Source organism: Vibrio sp. HI00D65, from assembly GCF_001635455.1.
Classification (GTDB): Bacteria; Pseudomonadota; Gammaproteobacteria; order Enterobacterales; family Vibrionaceae; genus Vibrio.
The window spans coordinates 1-13,300 of record NZ_LWEH01000151.1 but is presented as its reverse complement, the minus strand read 5'-3'; the positions used below and the strand labels follow the sequence as shown (position 1 = coordinate 13,300).

Below are 13,300 nucleotides of genomic sequence, written 5' to 3'. Positions count from 1 at the left end.
CACGCTTCACACTTTTTCATTATCGTTAAGCGACTTACTTGTCGATAAACAGTAGAGCCGTTGTGCTATCGAGGTCCTTCTGCGCTAGGAAGTGCAATATCCTGAGCTTCACTCAAACCTTGTGGATCGATTTTTAGTGTTTGAGTTGGGAAAGCGATATCCGCATTGTGCTTGTGAATAATTGCTAGCACCTGCAGTAGCACATCTTGTTTCACTTCATGGTATCTCACCCAGTTGACGGTTTTAGTGAAGGTGTAGATAAAGAAGTTCAGCGTTGATGGACCAAACTTATCGAAGTTCACGATGAGTGTTTGTTTAGCATCAATGTCTGGGTGCGCTTCAAGCATGGCTTTTACGTCATCCACGATAATAGCTAACTTGCTTGCGTCTTCGTAACGAAGCCCAAAGGTTTCATTAATTCGGCGGTTTAGCATTCGTGATGGGTTCTCCACGACAATGTTACTAAATACCGAGTTTGGTACGTAAAGTGGGCGTTTATCGAACGTACGAATGATGGTCATGCGCCAACCGATACGCTCTACGGTACCTTCGATTTGACGGTCAGGAGAGCGAATCCAATCGCCGACTTTAAAAGGTCGGTCGAAGTAGATCATCATGCCACCAAAGAAGTTCGAGAGTAGATCCTTTGCTGCCAAACCGACAATCAAACCACCCACACCACCAAAGGTCAGCAAGCCTGATAGGCTGAGACCGAATGCTTGCATGATCGTCAGGCCACCCATGACCATAAAGAATAGGCGAGCTACTTTTGCGATCGCTTGTACTGTCGTTTCATCTCTGTTTTTCTGTTTTAAGACGTACGTTTCAGTGTTGGTGATCATTCGCAAGGTGAACCAAACGAAAGTACATATGATTAAAATGTGTTTTAGTGTTTTTAACCAGTTGATTTCGTTGCCAAACTGGTCTTGAAGGATCAACCCAATAGAGACAGTCGCCGGCCAACACCAAAGTAACGTACTGACTGGAGTTTTCAGTGCTGCGAGTAGCAGGTCATCCCAGTGAAAAGGGGTTTTCTGTACCAGAACTTCTAAGCGATTGTGGATAATTCGCCAAGCTACCCAAGCGAGAAAACTCGCAATAGTGATAAATAGGACACTGTTGGCCCAATCACTATGGCTCTGGTTAATGTACATTTGTACTTGGGTTAAGAATTCATTCATTGTGTGTGCTGCCGCAGAAATTATGAATTGGAAATTAGCAGAAACTCGAGTTGTTCTCTACCTTTATAAATCAAGCGATTATGATAATAGTATAACCTTATTATTGCAGAACTAACTTTTTTTGAGATAGAAACTAATGTAGGTTTGACTATCCCGGGTTGTTAAAATTTCTAAACAGGATTTCAAATGAGCGACAAACAATATGCAGTTATCGGTTTAGGGCGTTTTGGTTTATCTGTGTGTAAAGAACTTCAAAGTTCTGGTGCGCAGGTATTAGCTGTCGATATTGATGAAGAGCGAGTGAAAGAAGCCGCGTCCATTGTTTCACAAGCGATTGTTGCTAACTGTACGAGTGAAGAGACGGTTAAAGAGCTCAGGCTCGACGAGTACGATATGGTAATGGTTTCGATTGGTTCTGATGTGAAATCGAGCATATTGACTACTCTCGTCATAAAAGAGTCGGGGGCTAAAACGGTTTGGGTTAAGGCGAACGACAAGTTCCACGGCAAGATCCTTTCTAAAATTGGCGCTGACCATATTATTATGCCGGAGCGAGACATGGGAATTCGTGTCGCGCGTAAAATGCTAGATAGGCATGTTCTTGAATTTATTGATCTTGGAAGTGATTTAGCGATGACTGAAATTGTTATTGGTTCAAAGCTCTTGGGTAAGCAACTTCGTGACTTGAAGCTTTGCAAGGAGGTTGGTGTCGAAGTTCTTGGGTTCAAGCGCGGTCCTAATCTCACTAAAGCACCGGAGCTCGATATTAGTTTAGAAATCGGAGATGTGGTGATCATCGCTGGGCCTAAAGAGACCCTATCTAGAAAGCTACGTAATTGGTAAGGGAACTTGTAATAGGGTAACAGTATGAATTCGTTTCAGCGAAAGGGTACTTTCTACACACTCACAAGAGATGAAAAGCCGCGTAAAGGCTCTGAACCTAAGATAATCCTGACCAGCTTTTTGGCGGTTCTTATTCCCTCGGCCATCTTACTCACGATGCCGGTTTTTTCTGTCACAGGGCTCAGTTTCACAGATGCATTGTTTACTGCGACTTCTGCAATCAGCGTAACAGGGTTAGGGGTCGTTGATACGGGCGAACACTTTACTTTGGCTGGAAAAATCTTGCTGATGTTCTTGATGCAAGTTGGCGGGTTAGGGCAGATGACTTTATCTGCGGTTCTTCTGTACATGTTTGGGGTTCGGTTAAGCTTGAAGCAACAGGCATTGGCTAAAGAGGCATTAGGACAAGATCGCAAGATTAACCTGCGTAAGCTAGTAAAGAAGATCATCATCTTTGCACTAGTGGCTGAATTTATCGGCTTTGTAATGCTTTGTTTTCGATGGGTACCTGAAATGGGCTGGTCAACAGGCAGCTTCTACGCACTGTTTCATGCGATATCAGCATTCAATAACGCGGGTTTCGCTCTGTTCTCAGATAGTATGATGAGCTTTGTTGACGACCCATTGGTGACCTTTACCTTAGCGGCTCTTTTCATTTTTGGTGGTTTAGGCTTTACGGTGGTCGGTGACTTATCGAGTAACTGGCGCAAAGGCTTCCATCATCTGCATTTACATACCAAGATCATGCTAACCGCAACCCCGACTCTATTGTTAGTGGGGACAGTGTTATTTTGGTTATTAGAAAGAAACAACTCTGCGACTATGGAAGGGCTATCAAATCAGGGCCAATGGTTAGCGGCGTTTTTCCAATCAGCAAGTGCTCGTACCGCTGGTTTTAATAGTGTGGATTTATCTCAGTACACGCAGCCTGCTTTATTGGTGATGATTGTGTTGATGCTGATTGGTGCTGGCTCTACCTCAACTGGGGGGGGGATTAAGGTATCGACCTTTGCAGTTGCTTTTGTCGCCACTTGGACATTCCTACGTCAGAAAAAGCATGTTGTGATGTTTAAACGTACTGTTACATGGCAGGCGGTCACCAAGTCATTGGCCATTATCGTGGTCAGTGGGGCGTTATTAACGACGGCGATGTTTTTGCTAATGCTTACCGAAAAAGCCGCTTTTGATCGAGTTATGTTCGAGGTCATTTCCGCTTTTGCAACGGTAGGACTGACGGCAGGGTTAACCGCAAACTTAACGGAGCCTGGTAAATACATTATGATTGTTGTGATGGTTATTGGTCGTATCGGGCCTTTAACGTTGGCGTATATGTTAGCTCGCCCTGAGCCTTCACTACTCAAATACCCAGAAGATACTGTTCTAACAGGCTAGCGCGTTTGTTAATGAATCAGAAAACATAAAGCCAGCGTTATGCTGGCTTTGTTGTTATAGGCATAGCGTTAACTGCTGAACGTTTAGCCCTCAAACATCTCAACGTATTCTTCATACCCTTCTTCAGAAAGTTTATCTGCTGGAATAAAACGCATCGCCGCTGAGTTCATGCAGTAACGTAAGCCTGTTGGTTTAGGGCCATCTTTGAAGACATGCCCTAAGTGAGAATCACCAAATCGGCTTCGCACTTCTGTGCGTGGATACAGTAATTTGTAGTCTGTGGTTGTCACTACGTAAGCTTCGTTGATTGGTTGGGTAAAGCTCGGCCAACCCGTACCAGATTTGTATTTGTCTTTTGACGAGAACAAAGGCTCACCGGTAACGATATCCACATAAATACCTTCTTCTTTGTTGTCCCAGTATTTGTTGTCAAATGGGCGCTCAGTAGCGTCTTCTTGCGTTACATCGTATTGAAGTGCTGTAAGCTTCGCTTTGATCTCCGCATCAGAAGGCTTAACGTAGGTTTTAGCATTCGCTGTTGCACTCTTACTGTCGATAATCTGGCGAAGTGTTTTAGGATTATCCTTTCTATCGTCACCGAAGATCTTATCTAAATACTGATCACGACCTGAAGCGTAGCGGTAGTAGTTATAACGAACCTTACTCTTTTTGTAATAATCTTGATGGTAATCTTCTGCTGGCCAGAACTTCTCAAATTTGATCAGTTCTGTTTTTAGTGGTGCACCAAAGATTTGAGCCTTGTCGATCTCCATCATAAAGTTTTGAGCAACGTCTTTTTGCTCTTGGTTATGATAGAAAATGGCAGGTCTATATTGCGGACCACGGTCTACGAATGACCCTTTGTCATCGGTTGGATCGATATGTCGGAAGAATTGGTCAAGAACCTGTTCATAGCTAACAACATCAGGGTTATAGGTCACGTTGATCACTTCGATGTGACCAGACTTACCTGAAGAAACTTGTTTGTAGGTTGGGTTTTCTAGCTCGCCACCAGAATAGCCAGAGACAACGTCTGTTACGCCTTTTAGTTTCTCTAGATCAGACTCTGTACACCAAAAACAACCGCCCGCGAGTGTTGCGATTTCACTTTTCCCTGAATTAGCCGTTTTATCCATTGTATTGGCAGTACCAGTTTGGCTGACAAACAACGAAATCAGTGGTAATGCAACCACGAGTGATACCAATATTTTAGATAATTTATTCATAGATACCTCATCTTGACGTTCTTTTTTATTCGATTTTGAATGTACGAATAGAGACAGGTTTTAGATGGAAAAAATTGCACCATTCAGGAAAAAATATGTGTTAGAGAAAATCTTGCTCATGAATGCTGCCAGTAGTAGGGTGTCGGTACTGACAATAAATAACAGACAGTGATGGCGGTTATCAGTCATCTAAGGAACAGCATGCAAGCAGAAGTTAAATGGGTCGAAGGTTTTAAATTCCTTGGTCAATCTCAATCAGGCCACTCTATTGTTATGGATGGCAGCGGTGGTGCAACGGCACCAAGCCCGATGGAAATGGTCCTTATGGCCGCTGGTGGTTGTAGCTCTGTTGATGTGGTTGATGGATTAAAATCTGCTAGTCAAAACATTACAGGTTGTAACGCAAAGCTTGAAACTACACGTCGTGAAACCGCGCCAAAAATCTTTACTGCGATTAACATTCACTTTGAAGTTTCAGGTGACAACCTTGATCCTGAGTTGGTTGCAAAAGTATGCGCTGATTCATTGGAAAAATACTGTTCAGTGTGCCTAATGCTAGGTGCAGGCGTAGAAATGACGCACAGCTGGGAAATTGTTTAATTCTGAGCAAATGACAGCGCATTAGAGTTAGACCACTAGTTTCAGTGTTAAACAGATATAGAAAAGGGCGGAGCACTTATCAGTGCTCCGCCCTTATTATTAAGTAAGATATCGTGATTGCGGCGGGATGCGATTATTCCGCTGTCTCTACGATTACTTCTTCAACTTGAACTTTTTCCTGGTACTCAAAGCTTGGAATTGTTGCTTCAACACGACGGTTTTGCGCACGACCTTCAGCCGTATCGTTGGATGCGATGGGGTTTTCTTCCCCTTCACCAGAAGCGGTAATGCGGCTTGACTCAATGCCTTGCTCTTCGATGTATGCTGCTACTGCTGCCGCACGTTTCTTAGAGATCATCATGTTGTACTCAGCTGCACCTGTTGAATCTGTGTGACCAACAATGTTAACGGTAGACTGAGGGTATGTTTGTAAGACTTCCACAATTGGCTGTATAGCGGCTTTACCTTCGTCTGAAAGCTTTGCGCTGTTAGTCGCAAATGTACCTTGAGAGAAGCTCTCAGTTTGCGCTTTGATAACCACTACCTCAGCTTCCTCTTCAACAACTACAGTTTCTGGCTCTGCTATTGGTTCGGCAGGTGCTTGAGCCACTGCCGCCGCTGATGCGGTTGTATTACCTGTGCCGAAATTGTAGCTAAGACCTACTGTAACAAGGTTGGAGTTTAGGTTGTGGATGATCTCATCGTCAAAATCATCGAAGTATTGGTATTCCACTCTCACTGCCCAGTCGTCGGCAAACTGTTTCTCCGCACCGATACCCAGAGCCAGTACCACATCATCTTCATCGTCGTGCATGATGTAAGCTGGGCCAGCTTTGAAGAAGACATCAAACTCTTGTTTGATCGCTAATCGGTAAATTGGGCTCAACGATATTGCAATAATGGAATCACTGTAGCGCTGAGTTGTCCCGTTGTAATTAAAACTTGTGTCGTAGTCACCTAGGTAGTCAGCGTTTAATTCCAGTGCAATGTTATCGGTAAAGTTGTAGCCACCGTAAAGACCACCGGCAACGGAATCATCTTCACAGTTCACACTATCTACACAAGCACTATCGAGCCACCCCATCCCGACTTTCGCACCAACATAAGTGGTTGCAGCGATTGACGGGGCAGCAGCAAAGCCTGAAGCTGCAATGACGGCGCACATTATCTTTGAGAGTTTTTTCATAATCTTATCCTTGGATTAACTCTTATTGTTATCTGAATCAGCCCTTTAAAACTATTTCTTACTGATAGGCACACTGCAAATGTAAGCAAATCAAGGCGTGATCCAGTTCGAACCTGTCGTGGAACTGTTAATACATTGTTAGTCCTATTGTTTGTGGAAGTCAATGAAGTTGTTAAGATTTATATGTTCAAAGTGCTATTTACAGGCGATTTTGTCAGTTAATTGTTGTCTCAAATATTGGAAATGAAGAAACCTCGCATCACCTTATGTAAAGGTAATGCGAGGCTTTCGTTTTGTACTGAAGCTTGTATGAGTAGAAAGGTGAGTGTCTTTAAGGACGCTCACCAGCCAATAAGCGCTTTTCGATATCAGCAATTACTTCAGGCAAATCGGCGATGGTGTCGATTAGATAGTGTGGGTTTGATTTGTTTAACTTAACGCTCGCTTTTTCTCGTGCTGCTGTGAGCGTTGCTTCATCTGCGTTTAAGTATTCTTGGTAAGTTAATCCTGCTTCGTTGCCGGATAAAACAAGGCCTACCGTCCACATGCCTGCGTTGTGACCCTCATCAATGCCAGGGGCTGCATCATCCACTTTTACACAGGCTGCAACGTTTGTTACGCCTAGATCAATCACGTTTTTAAGTGCCATGAATGGTGCAGGGCGACCACCTTGAGGTAAATCATCGGTTGCAACGACATTGTCTGGACGATAGCCGTAATCTGCTGCTGCAGGAATCAGAACATCCATCACTTCACGTGGGTAACCGGAACAAGAACCGATCTTTACGCTTTTCTCTTTTAGGTTATTTACTACTTCAATCGCGTTTAAAATTGGCGCGGCGTGGTCGGCAACTTTGGCTTTTTGAAGAGGCATGAATGCCTCATAGATTGTATCAACGTCTTCACTGGTCATCGAACGACCAAATTGAGCATTCCAACGCGCATCAACTGCAGGGATTCGACCCACTGCTTGGATGTGATCCCATTTGCCGATGCCCATAGGTTCACGAGCTTCTGCTAAGTCAATGTCAAAGTCGAAACCTTGTTTGAATGCTTCAACGAAGATGCTGGTTGGAGCAAACGATCCAAAATCAACGATAGTGCCGGCCCAGTCAAAGATAACCGCTTGGATAGGTGATGTTGTGTTCATAGTGGTGTCCTTTCTTGCCACTCCCACTTAAAAGCACTGGAGGGACGAATGATGTTTTAGGTTATTGATTTAATGTTGGTTTAAAGGTATCCAAAGTCTTTACAGACTTTTGCTATCGCATTTTCGAAGACAGCCAAAGCTGCTTCTAGCTCGCTACGGCTGATGATCAATGGTGGGCTTAACTGAATCACATTGCCTTGCGACACCTTAAAGCTCAGGCCATCGTTCAGACACTGATAAAGTACTGCTTCCGCTTCGTCGAACGCTCGGGTTTTGGTGATATGGTCGGTGACCAACTCAACGCCCCAAAGCAGCCCGATGCCGCGAACGTCGCCAATGACTGGGTATTTCTCTTTCATTTTAAGTAGTTGCTCACGCATGAATGCACTGTCCGCTTGTACTTTTTCAAGCAAATTCTCTTGCTCAATCACTTCTATGGTTGCCAGTGCAGCTGCGCAACCAATTGGGCTTTTCTCATGGGTGTAATGCCCAAGTGATACTTGTGCTGCCGTGTTGTATTTATCTTTGGTGACCATGGCGGCAATTGGCACCAAGCCACCGCCAAAACCTTTACCAATACATAGGATGTCAGGTTCGGCACCAAACGCTTGGTGAGTAAACCACTCGCCGCTACGACCGATACCATTTGGAATATCATCAATGATTAGCATGACATTGTGCTTATCACAGATCTCCCGGATGCGCTTCCAGTAAGCTTTGCTTGGTACTTGAACATCGGTGTTACGCACAGCTTCTGCAATGAAGGCTCCAATACCACCCTCTTTTTCAATCACGTACTCAAGGTAATCTGCATAGTGAACATCACATGAGATCTCACTTTCACCGCCTGAGTTTTGCCCGCGACGCGATAAAGAGTCATTAAGGGGGAAAGCACCGCGATACGAGACTGCCGGTGGGATACGTTCTACGCCAGCCATTAACGGGCCCATTCCTTCGCGGAAACAAGCTTCGCCGCCGACAGAGATAGCATCCAGTGACGCGCCATGGAATGAATCCCACAATGAAACAACTTTGAAGTTGTTGGTGACATGTCGAGCTAACTTGAGTGCCATACCAATCACAGAGGTGCCACCCGGTGCAAACAGCACGCGATTTAAATCACCACCACAGATCTGTGTTAACTTTTCAGCGCATTGCACGGCTGTTTCATTGGTAAAGCGACGTGGTGAAAACGGCAATGAGGCCATTTGTTGAGTCACTTTATTGATGATGTGCGGGTGGCCATAACCTAGTTGATGGACATTATTGCCATGAAAGTCCATATAATTTTTGCCCGTCGTATCTTGAATATAAATGCCTTCTGCGGCTTCAAGTGTGTCTAGGCAAGGCGTTGACATTGCTTGATGGAGAAACACGTCAGAGTCGCGTTTTAACATCGCTTGAGTTGCCTCATCGTTTAGCGATTCATTCCACTTTTCACGTGCGGGTGTGGTGTTCACATCGCCTTCACTTAGAGAGTGCGTTGCCTTTAGTGCTGGCTCTTGGTTAGTTATTTGCATTACTTAATGTCCCAGTACATAGCATTCTTAACAGCGCTAATGAGAGCCTCAATATCAGACGGGTAAACTTCACCAATGTTACCAATGCGGAAGCAGTCTGCGTTTGAAACCTTGCCCGGATAAATCATAAACCCTTGCTCTTTCAAACGGTCATAGAATTCCTTGAATTGGTAATCGCTATGAGTTGGAGAATAGAAAGAGGTGATGATAGGGGAGTGAAGTTCATCAGTAAGTAGTGGTTCAAAACCTAGGGAGCGCATGCCAGCCACTAACGTAGTTTGGTTGGTGTGGTAACGATTATGACGAGCTTCGATGCCACCTTCTTGCTCAAACTCAAGCAGTGCTTGGTAGAAAGCACGCACCGTGTGAGTTGGGGAGGTGAAGCGCCATTTACCGTGATTGATTTCCATGCAGTGCCATTGATCAAACAGGTCAAGGCTTAACGAGCGAGCTTGGCCTTGACACTTTTCTAGTTCTGATTGCTTAGCAATGACAAAGCCGAAGCCTGGTACACCTTGGATGCACTTGTTAGCTGAGCTGATCATGTAATCGATACCTAAGTCAGCAATATCCATAGGGATGCCACCAAAGCTCGACATTGCATCAAGAATTACAGTCTTGTTGTGCAGTTTTGCCAATTTAGCAATGTCATCAATTGAATTCAGCATGCCAGTTGTGGTCTCACAATGCACAATCGCAACATGAGTGATGTCTGAATCCATGGCCAATACCGTTTCCATTTCGTTCAAGTCAGGCTGTGATGTTTCACCAGGAGAAACGACATGGCATGGAATGTTTAAATATTCTGCGATTTGAGCAATACGAGCGCCGTACGCACCGTTATCCACCACAAGAAGTTTTCCATTTTTTGAGATAACGCTACCAATTGTTGCTTCAACTGAAGCGGTGCCGCTACCTTGCATTAATACGCTCGTGTATCCCGTTTGTTTCGTCGCTAAATTCACTAGCTTGCTACGAATCACTTCAACGATGTCTTTGTTGTAATCATCATCCCAAGTACACCAATCTTTAAGCATCGCTTGGCGAACGGTTTCAGAAGTCGATAGTGGGCCCGGTGTCAGTAATAAGTAATCGTTTCTCATGTTCAATTTCTCGCGATTTAATTTGGACTATACCAATTTGTGTGGCTACTTTAACAACCAATTTAAACGGTCGTAAATAGCCCAAATACCATTTTCACAAAAGCTTCATATTAAAATTAATCCCTTGCCCTGAGAAATTCACCGATCTTTAAACTGCCATTTTTTGTTCATTTAACCGTCATAAAAGCCATTTAGCTTAATAATCAAAATCTGGTAAATACCAGTTTAAATGTGTGTCAACAACATAAATGAATTTATGGATATAGCCATCTCTTGATGGGACTTCTAATTTCTAACTTTGGCATCGGGCCTGACTGGAGAAAATGATGAAAAACCGTTTTATGAAAGGATCACTTGCAGCATTAGTCACTCTATTAGCTGGTAACGCTTATGCGGCACAGGAAGTGACGGTTTACACTGCTTTTGAAACCGACATATTAGCTAAATACAAAAATGCTTTTGAAAGTGAAAACCCAGACATCAGCATTAAGTGGGTTCGTGACTCAACCGGGATCATGACGGCAAAACTATTGGCTGAGAAAAACAACCCTCGTGCAGAAGTGGTTTGGGGCCTTGCAGGTTCTTCAATGGCTTTACTGAAAGAAGAGGGGATTCTTAAGCCTTACACTCCTCAAGGTGTAGAAGCGCTACGTGCTAACCTTAATGATCCGCAATCTACTCAAGCTTGGTATGGCAATGATGCATTTTTCAATGCGGTTTGTTTCAACGAAGCGGTAGCAAAACAACTTAACCTACCAGCACCTAAATCTTGGGAAGATCTCACTAAGCCGATTTACAAAGGTCACATCGCGATGCCAAACCCAGCGTCTTCTGGTACGGGGTACATGCAGGTATCGGCTTGGCTACAAAACATGGGTGAAGACCAAGGTTGGAACTACATGCAGAAGCTGGACCAAAACATCGCTCACTACACGCACTCTGGTTCTAAGCCATGTGTTCAAGCGGGTATGGGAGAAGTCGCTATCGGTATCTCTATGGCAAGCCGCGGCGCTAAGCTGAAAACTCAAGGTGCACCACTATCAGTGATTACACCTGAGGGTATCGGTTGGGAATCTGAAGCGGTTGGTCTTGTTAAGCCGTCTGATGCGGCGCAGCGCGTTGTTGACTGGTCTATCTCTAAAGCAGCAAATGAGCTCTACATCGAAATGTACCCGGTTGTTGGTCACCAAGACGTGACGGCAACAATTGATAACTTCCCTAAGGTTGAAAAGAACATGGCAAAAATGGACTTTGCACGCATGGGCAGCGAACGTGCAGATGTATTGAAAACATGGTCTGAAAAGTTCGACGCTAAATCAGAGCCAAAATCTTAATCTATCGATCTACTCAGTCAATTAACTATTTAGTTCGTTGGAAGTTAGCAATCAGTAAAGGAAGGCTTCGGTCTTCCTTTTTTAGTTTACGCCTTTAGGTTTTAAGTTAGGTACAACAAATGACAAAGCACTACTCATATTGGTTCAAACAAGCACTAGAAAAGGAGTTTGGCAACATCAACGCAGGGTTAGAATCAGCCAAGCCACTTCAAAAAGACATTAACTGCGACATCGCGATTGTTGGCGGTGGTTACACAGGGTTATGGTCGGCGATTTTAATTAAACAACAGCAACCTCAAAAACATGTTGTAGTGATAGAAAAAGGCTTGTGTGGCAGTGGTGCTTCTGGCGCGAACGGTGGCTGTATGCTGACGTGGTCGACCAAGTATCCGACACTGAAAAAGCTCTACGGAAAAGAACAAGCAAAATGGCTAGTTAAAGAATCGGAAAAGGTCATTTACGAGATCGAAGCTTTCTGTAATGAGCACAACATAGACGCGCATTTGTATCGCAGCGGTACGTATTACACGGCAACCAATGAAGCACAAAAAGGTGGAATGCAGCCGGTTGTGAACGAGTTGGTCAAGCAAGGCATCAATAGTTGGAAGAAGTGTGATGAGTCTTTGCCTGATAAAGCAGGATCTGAGCGCCATATTGAGGGTTATTACTCAGAAGCAGCAGGTAGTGTGCAGCCAGCATTATTGGCGAGAGGTTTACGTCGAGTTGCCATTGAATTAGGTGTTGAGATTCACGAGAATACTGAGATGACTTCGCTTGATTATGGAGACCCAGCTCGAATCCAAACCAAGGGTGGATCAATATTTGCCGATAAATTGATTTTGGCGCTCAACGCATGGATGCTCGATCACTTTAAAGAGTTTAAACGCAGTATTGTGGTTGTCTCGTCAGACATGGTCGTCACTAAGCCTATCCCTGAAAAGCTCCAACAATTTGGTCCTGAGAAAGGAGCGGCAGTGGTGGATTCACGTATCTTTGTCCACTACTACCGAGACACCCAAGATGGGCGATTGATGCTGGGTAAAGGTGGCAATAAATTCTCGTTTGCCAATCAAGTTGAAAGCATGTTTAACCAAAAGACAAACTATCTGCCGATTCTGAATCAATCCTTCCAAAAACTGTTTCCCAAGCTTGAGCAGAGTGAATTTGATTACAACTGGTCGGGGGGATCAGATCGATCGGTAACAGGATTACCATTTTTCGGTAATCTAACAGACCAAAACAACATCTATTATGGGCTCGGCTATTCTGGAAATGGTGTTGCACAAACTCGTATGGGCGGAAAGATTTTATCGTCTATGGTACTTGGAACTGATAACGCTTGGACCTGCTGCGGGCTAACCAAAGGACCGCTTGGCCATTTCCCGTCAGAGCCATTCCGTTGGGTAGGGGCTATGACGGTGCGCAATGCAGTACGCAGAAAAGAAAACGCAGAAGACTCAGGAAAGGCGTCATGTTGGCTAGATAAGCAATTGGCAAAGCTGGCTGGTGCAGCAGGCAAGGCCGATAAGGTGGAGTTATAGGTCAATATTATTATCTAAACTAAGACTAAACTCAGCCCTCATGTCAGTTTTTATCGCTACAGAGGGCTTGTAATACAGTGTGGGCACGCATCTTAAATGCTTATTATATCTGCAATATAACTGTCATTTAGCTTCTATAAATTTGTCACTCAACTGAAATATTTAAAGTTTAAATTTGGTATATACCATATAAAGAGTGCTGTAGTATGAGCAACCAAATTTAT

The 13,300-nt window shown here is 44.1% G+C and carries 11 protein-coding genes; 5 read left to right on the top strand and 6 right to left on the bottom strand.

Annotated features, from left to right (window positions below):
• Window positions 1-65: 65 nt before the first annotated feature.
• On the bottom strand, window positions 66-1,181 hold the full coding sequence (locus A3712_RS13005) for a mechanosensitive ion channel family protein (protein WP_063523797.1): 1,116 nt from the start codon (window positions 1,179-1,181) through the stop codon (window positions 66-68).
• A gap of 186 nt (window positions 1,182-1,367) precedes the next feature.
• On the opposite strand from A3712_RS13005, the gene A3712_RS13000 reads away from it, so the two are divergent.
• Both A3712_RS13000 and A3712_RS12995 read left to right on the top strand, forming a co-directional pair.
• The gene (locus A3712_RS13000; RefSeq protein WP_063523796.1) at window positions 1,368-2,024 is read left to right on the top strand and encodes a potassium channel family protein; all 657 of its coding nucleotides are present in this window, start codon (window positions 1,368-1,370) and stop codon (window positions 2,022-2,024) included.
• A 24-nt stretch (window positions 2,025-2,048) separates the two neighbouring features.
• Window positions 2,049-3,416 (top strand): TrkH family potassium uptake protein, encoded by a 1,368-nt coding sequence (locus A3712_RS12995; RefSeq protein ID WP_063523795.1) that lies wholly within the window; start codon window positions 2,049-2,051, stop codon window positions 3,414-3,416.
• 83 nt (window positions 3,417-3,499) lie between these two features.
• Here A3712_RS12995 and msrB read toward each other — a convergent pair whose 3' ends face one another.
• On the bottom strand, window positions 3,500-4,642 hold the full coding sequence (gene msrB, locus A3712_RS12990) for a peptide-methionine (R)-S-oxide reductase MsrB (RefSeq protein ID WP_063523794.1): 1,143 nt from the start codon (window positions 4,640-4,642) through the stop codon (window positions 3,500-3,502).
• A 201-nt stretch (window positions 4,643-4,843) separates the two neighbouring features.
• On the opposite strand from msrB, the gene A3712_RS12985 reads away from it, so the two are divergent.
• Window positions 4,844-5,242: an OsmC family protein gene (locus A3712_RS12985; protein WP_063523793.1), complete on the top strand. Its 399-nt coding sequence runs from the start codon at window positions 4,844-4,846 to the stop codon at window positions 5,240-5,242.
• Between the two features lie 133 nt (window positions 5,243-5,375).
• Here A3712_RS12985 and A3712_RS12980 read toward each other — a convergent pair whose 3' ends face one another.
• From A3712_RS12980 to phnW, 4 genes are all read right to left on the bottom strand, one after another.
• Window positions 5,376-6,428 (bottom strand): OmpA family protein, encoded by a 1,053-nt coding sequence (locus tag A3712_RS12980; protein ID WP_063523792.1) that lies wholly within the window; start codon window positions 6,426-6,428, stop codon window positions 5,376-5,378.
• Between the two features lie 331 nt (window positions 6,429-6,759).
• Complete coding sequence (phnX, locus tag A3712_RS12975) at window positions 6,760-7,578, bottom strand: phosphonoacetaldehyde hydrolase (RefSeq protein ID WP_063523791.1); 819 nt, start codon at window positions 7,576-7,578, stop codon at window positions 6,760-6,762.
• A gap of 80 nt (window positions 7,579-7,658) precedes the next feature.
• Window positions 7,659-9,098, bottom strand: a complete 1,440-nt coding sequence (locus A3712_RS12970; protein ID WP_063523790.1) for an aspartate aminotransferase family protein — start codon at window positions 9,096-9,098, stop codon at window positions 7,659-7,661.
• Entirely contained in the window at window positions 9,098-10,201 is a 1,104-nt protein-coding gene (phnW, locus tag A3712_RS12965) for a 2-aminoethylphosphonate--pyruvate transaminase (protein ID WP_063523789.1), read from the bottom strand. The genes A3712_RS12970 and phnW overlap by 1 nt, the downstream gene beginning before the upstream one ends.
• Window positions 10,202-10,524: 323 nt before the next feature.
• On the opposite strand from phnW, the gene A3712_RS12960 reads away from it, so the two are divergent.
• Complete coding sequence (locus A3712_RS12960; protein ID WP_063523788.1) at window positions 10,525-11,535, top strand: putative 2-aminoethylphosphonate ABC transporter substrate-binding protein; 1,011 nt, start codon at window positions 10,525-10,527, stop codon at window positions 11,533-11,535.
• 119 nt (window positions 11,536-11,654) lie between these two features.
• Window positions 11,655-13,076: an FAD-dependent oxidoreductase gene (locus A3712_RS12955; protein ID WP_063523787.1), complete on the top strand. Its 1,422-nt coding sequence runs from the start codon at window positions 11,655-11,657 to the stop codon at window positions 13,074-13,076.
• Window positions 13,077-13,300 lie beyond the last annotated feature (224 nt).

Excerpts from the sequence above, each read along its gene's own strand:
- A3712_RS13005 (WP_063523797.1), bottom strand. The coding sequence starts at position 1,181 with ATGAATGAATTCTTAACCCAAGTACAAATGTACATTAACCAGAGCCAT.
- A3712_RS13000 (WP_063523796.1), top strand. The coding sequence starts at position 1,368 with ATGAGCGACAAACAATATGCAGTTATCGGTTTAGGGCGTTTTGGTTTA.
- A3712_RS12995 (WP_063523795.1), top strand. The coding sequence starts at position 2,049 with ATGAATTCGTTTCAGCGAAAGGGTACTTTCTACACACTCACAAGAGAT.
- msrB (WP_063523794.1), bottom strand. The coding sequence starts at position 4,642 with ATGAATAAATTATCTAAAATATTGGTATCACTCGTGGTTGCATTACCA.
- A3712_RS12985 (WP_063523793.1), top strand. The coding sequence starts at position 4,844 with ATGCAAGCAGAAGTTAAATGGGTCGAAGGTTTTAAATTCCTTGGTCAA.
- A3712_RS12980 (WP_063523792.1), bottom strand. The coding sequence starts at position 6,428 with ATGAAAAAACTCTCAAAGATAATGTGCGCCGTCATTGCAGCTTCAGGC.
- phnX (WP_063523791.1), bottom strand. The coding sequence starts at position 7,578 with ATGAACACAACATCACCTATCCAAGCGGTTATCTTTGACTGGGCCGGC.
- A3712_RS12970 (WP_063523790.1), bottom strand. The coding sequence starts at position 9,098 with ATGCAAATAACTAACCAAGAGCCAGCACTAAAGGCAACGCACTCTCTA.
- phnW (WP_063523789.1), bottom strand. The coding sequence starts at position 10,201 with ATGAGAAACGATTACTTATTACTGACACCGGGCCCACTATCGACTTCT.
- A3712_RS12960 (WP_063523788.1), top strand. The coding sequence starts at position 10,525 with ATGATGAAAAACCGTTTTATGAAAGGATCACTTGCAGCATTAGTCACT.
- A3712_RS12955 (WP_063523787.1), top strand. The coding sequence starts at position 11,655 with ATGACAAAGCACTACTCATATTGGTTCAAACAAGCACTAGAAAAGGAG.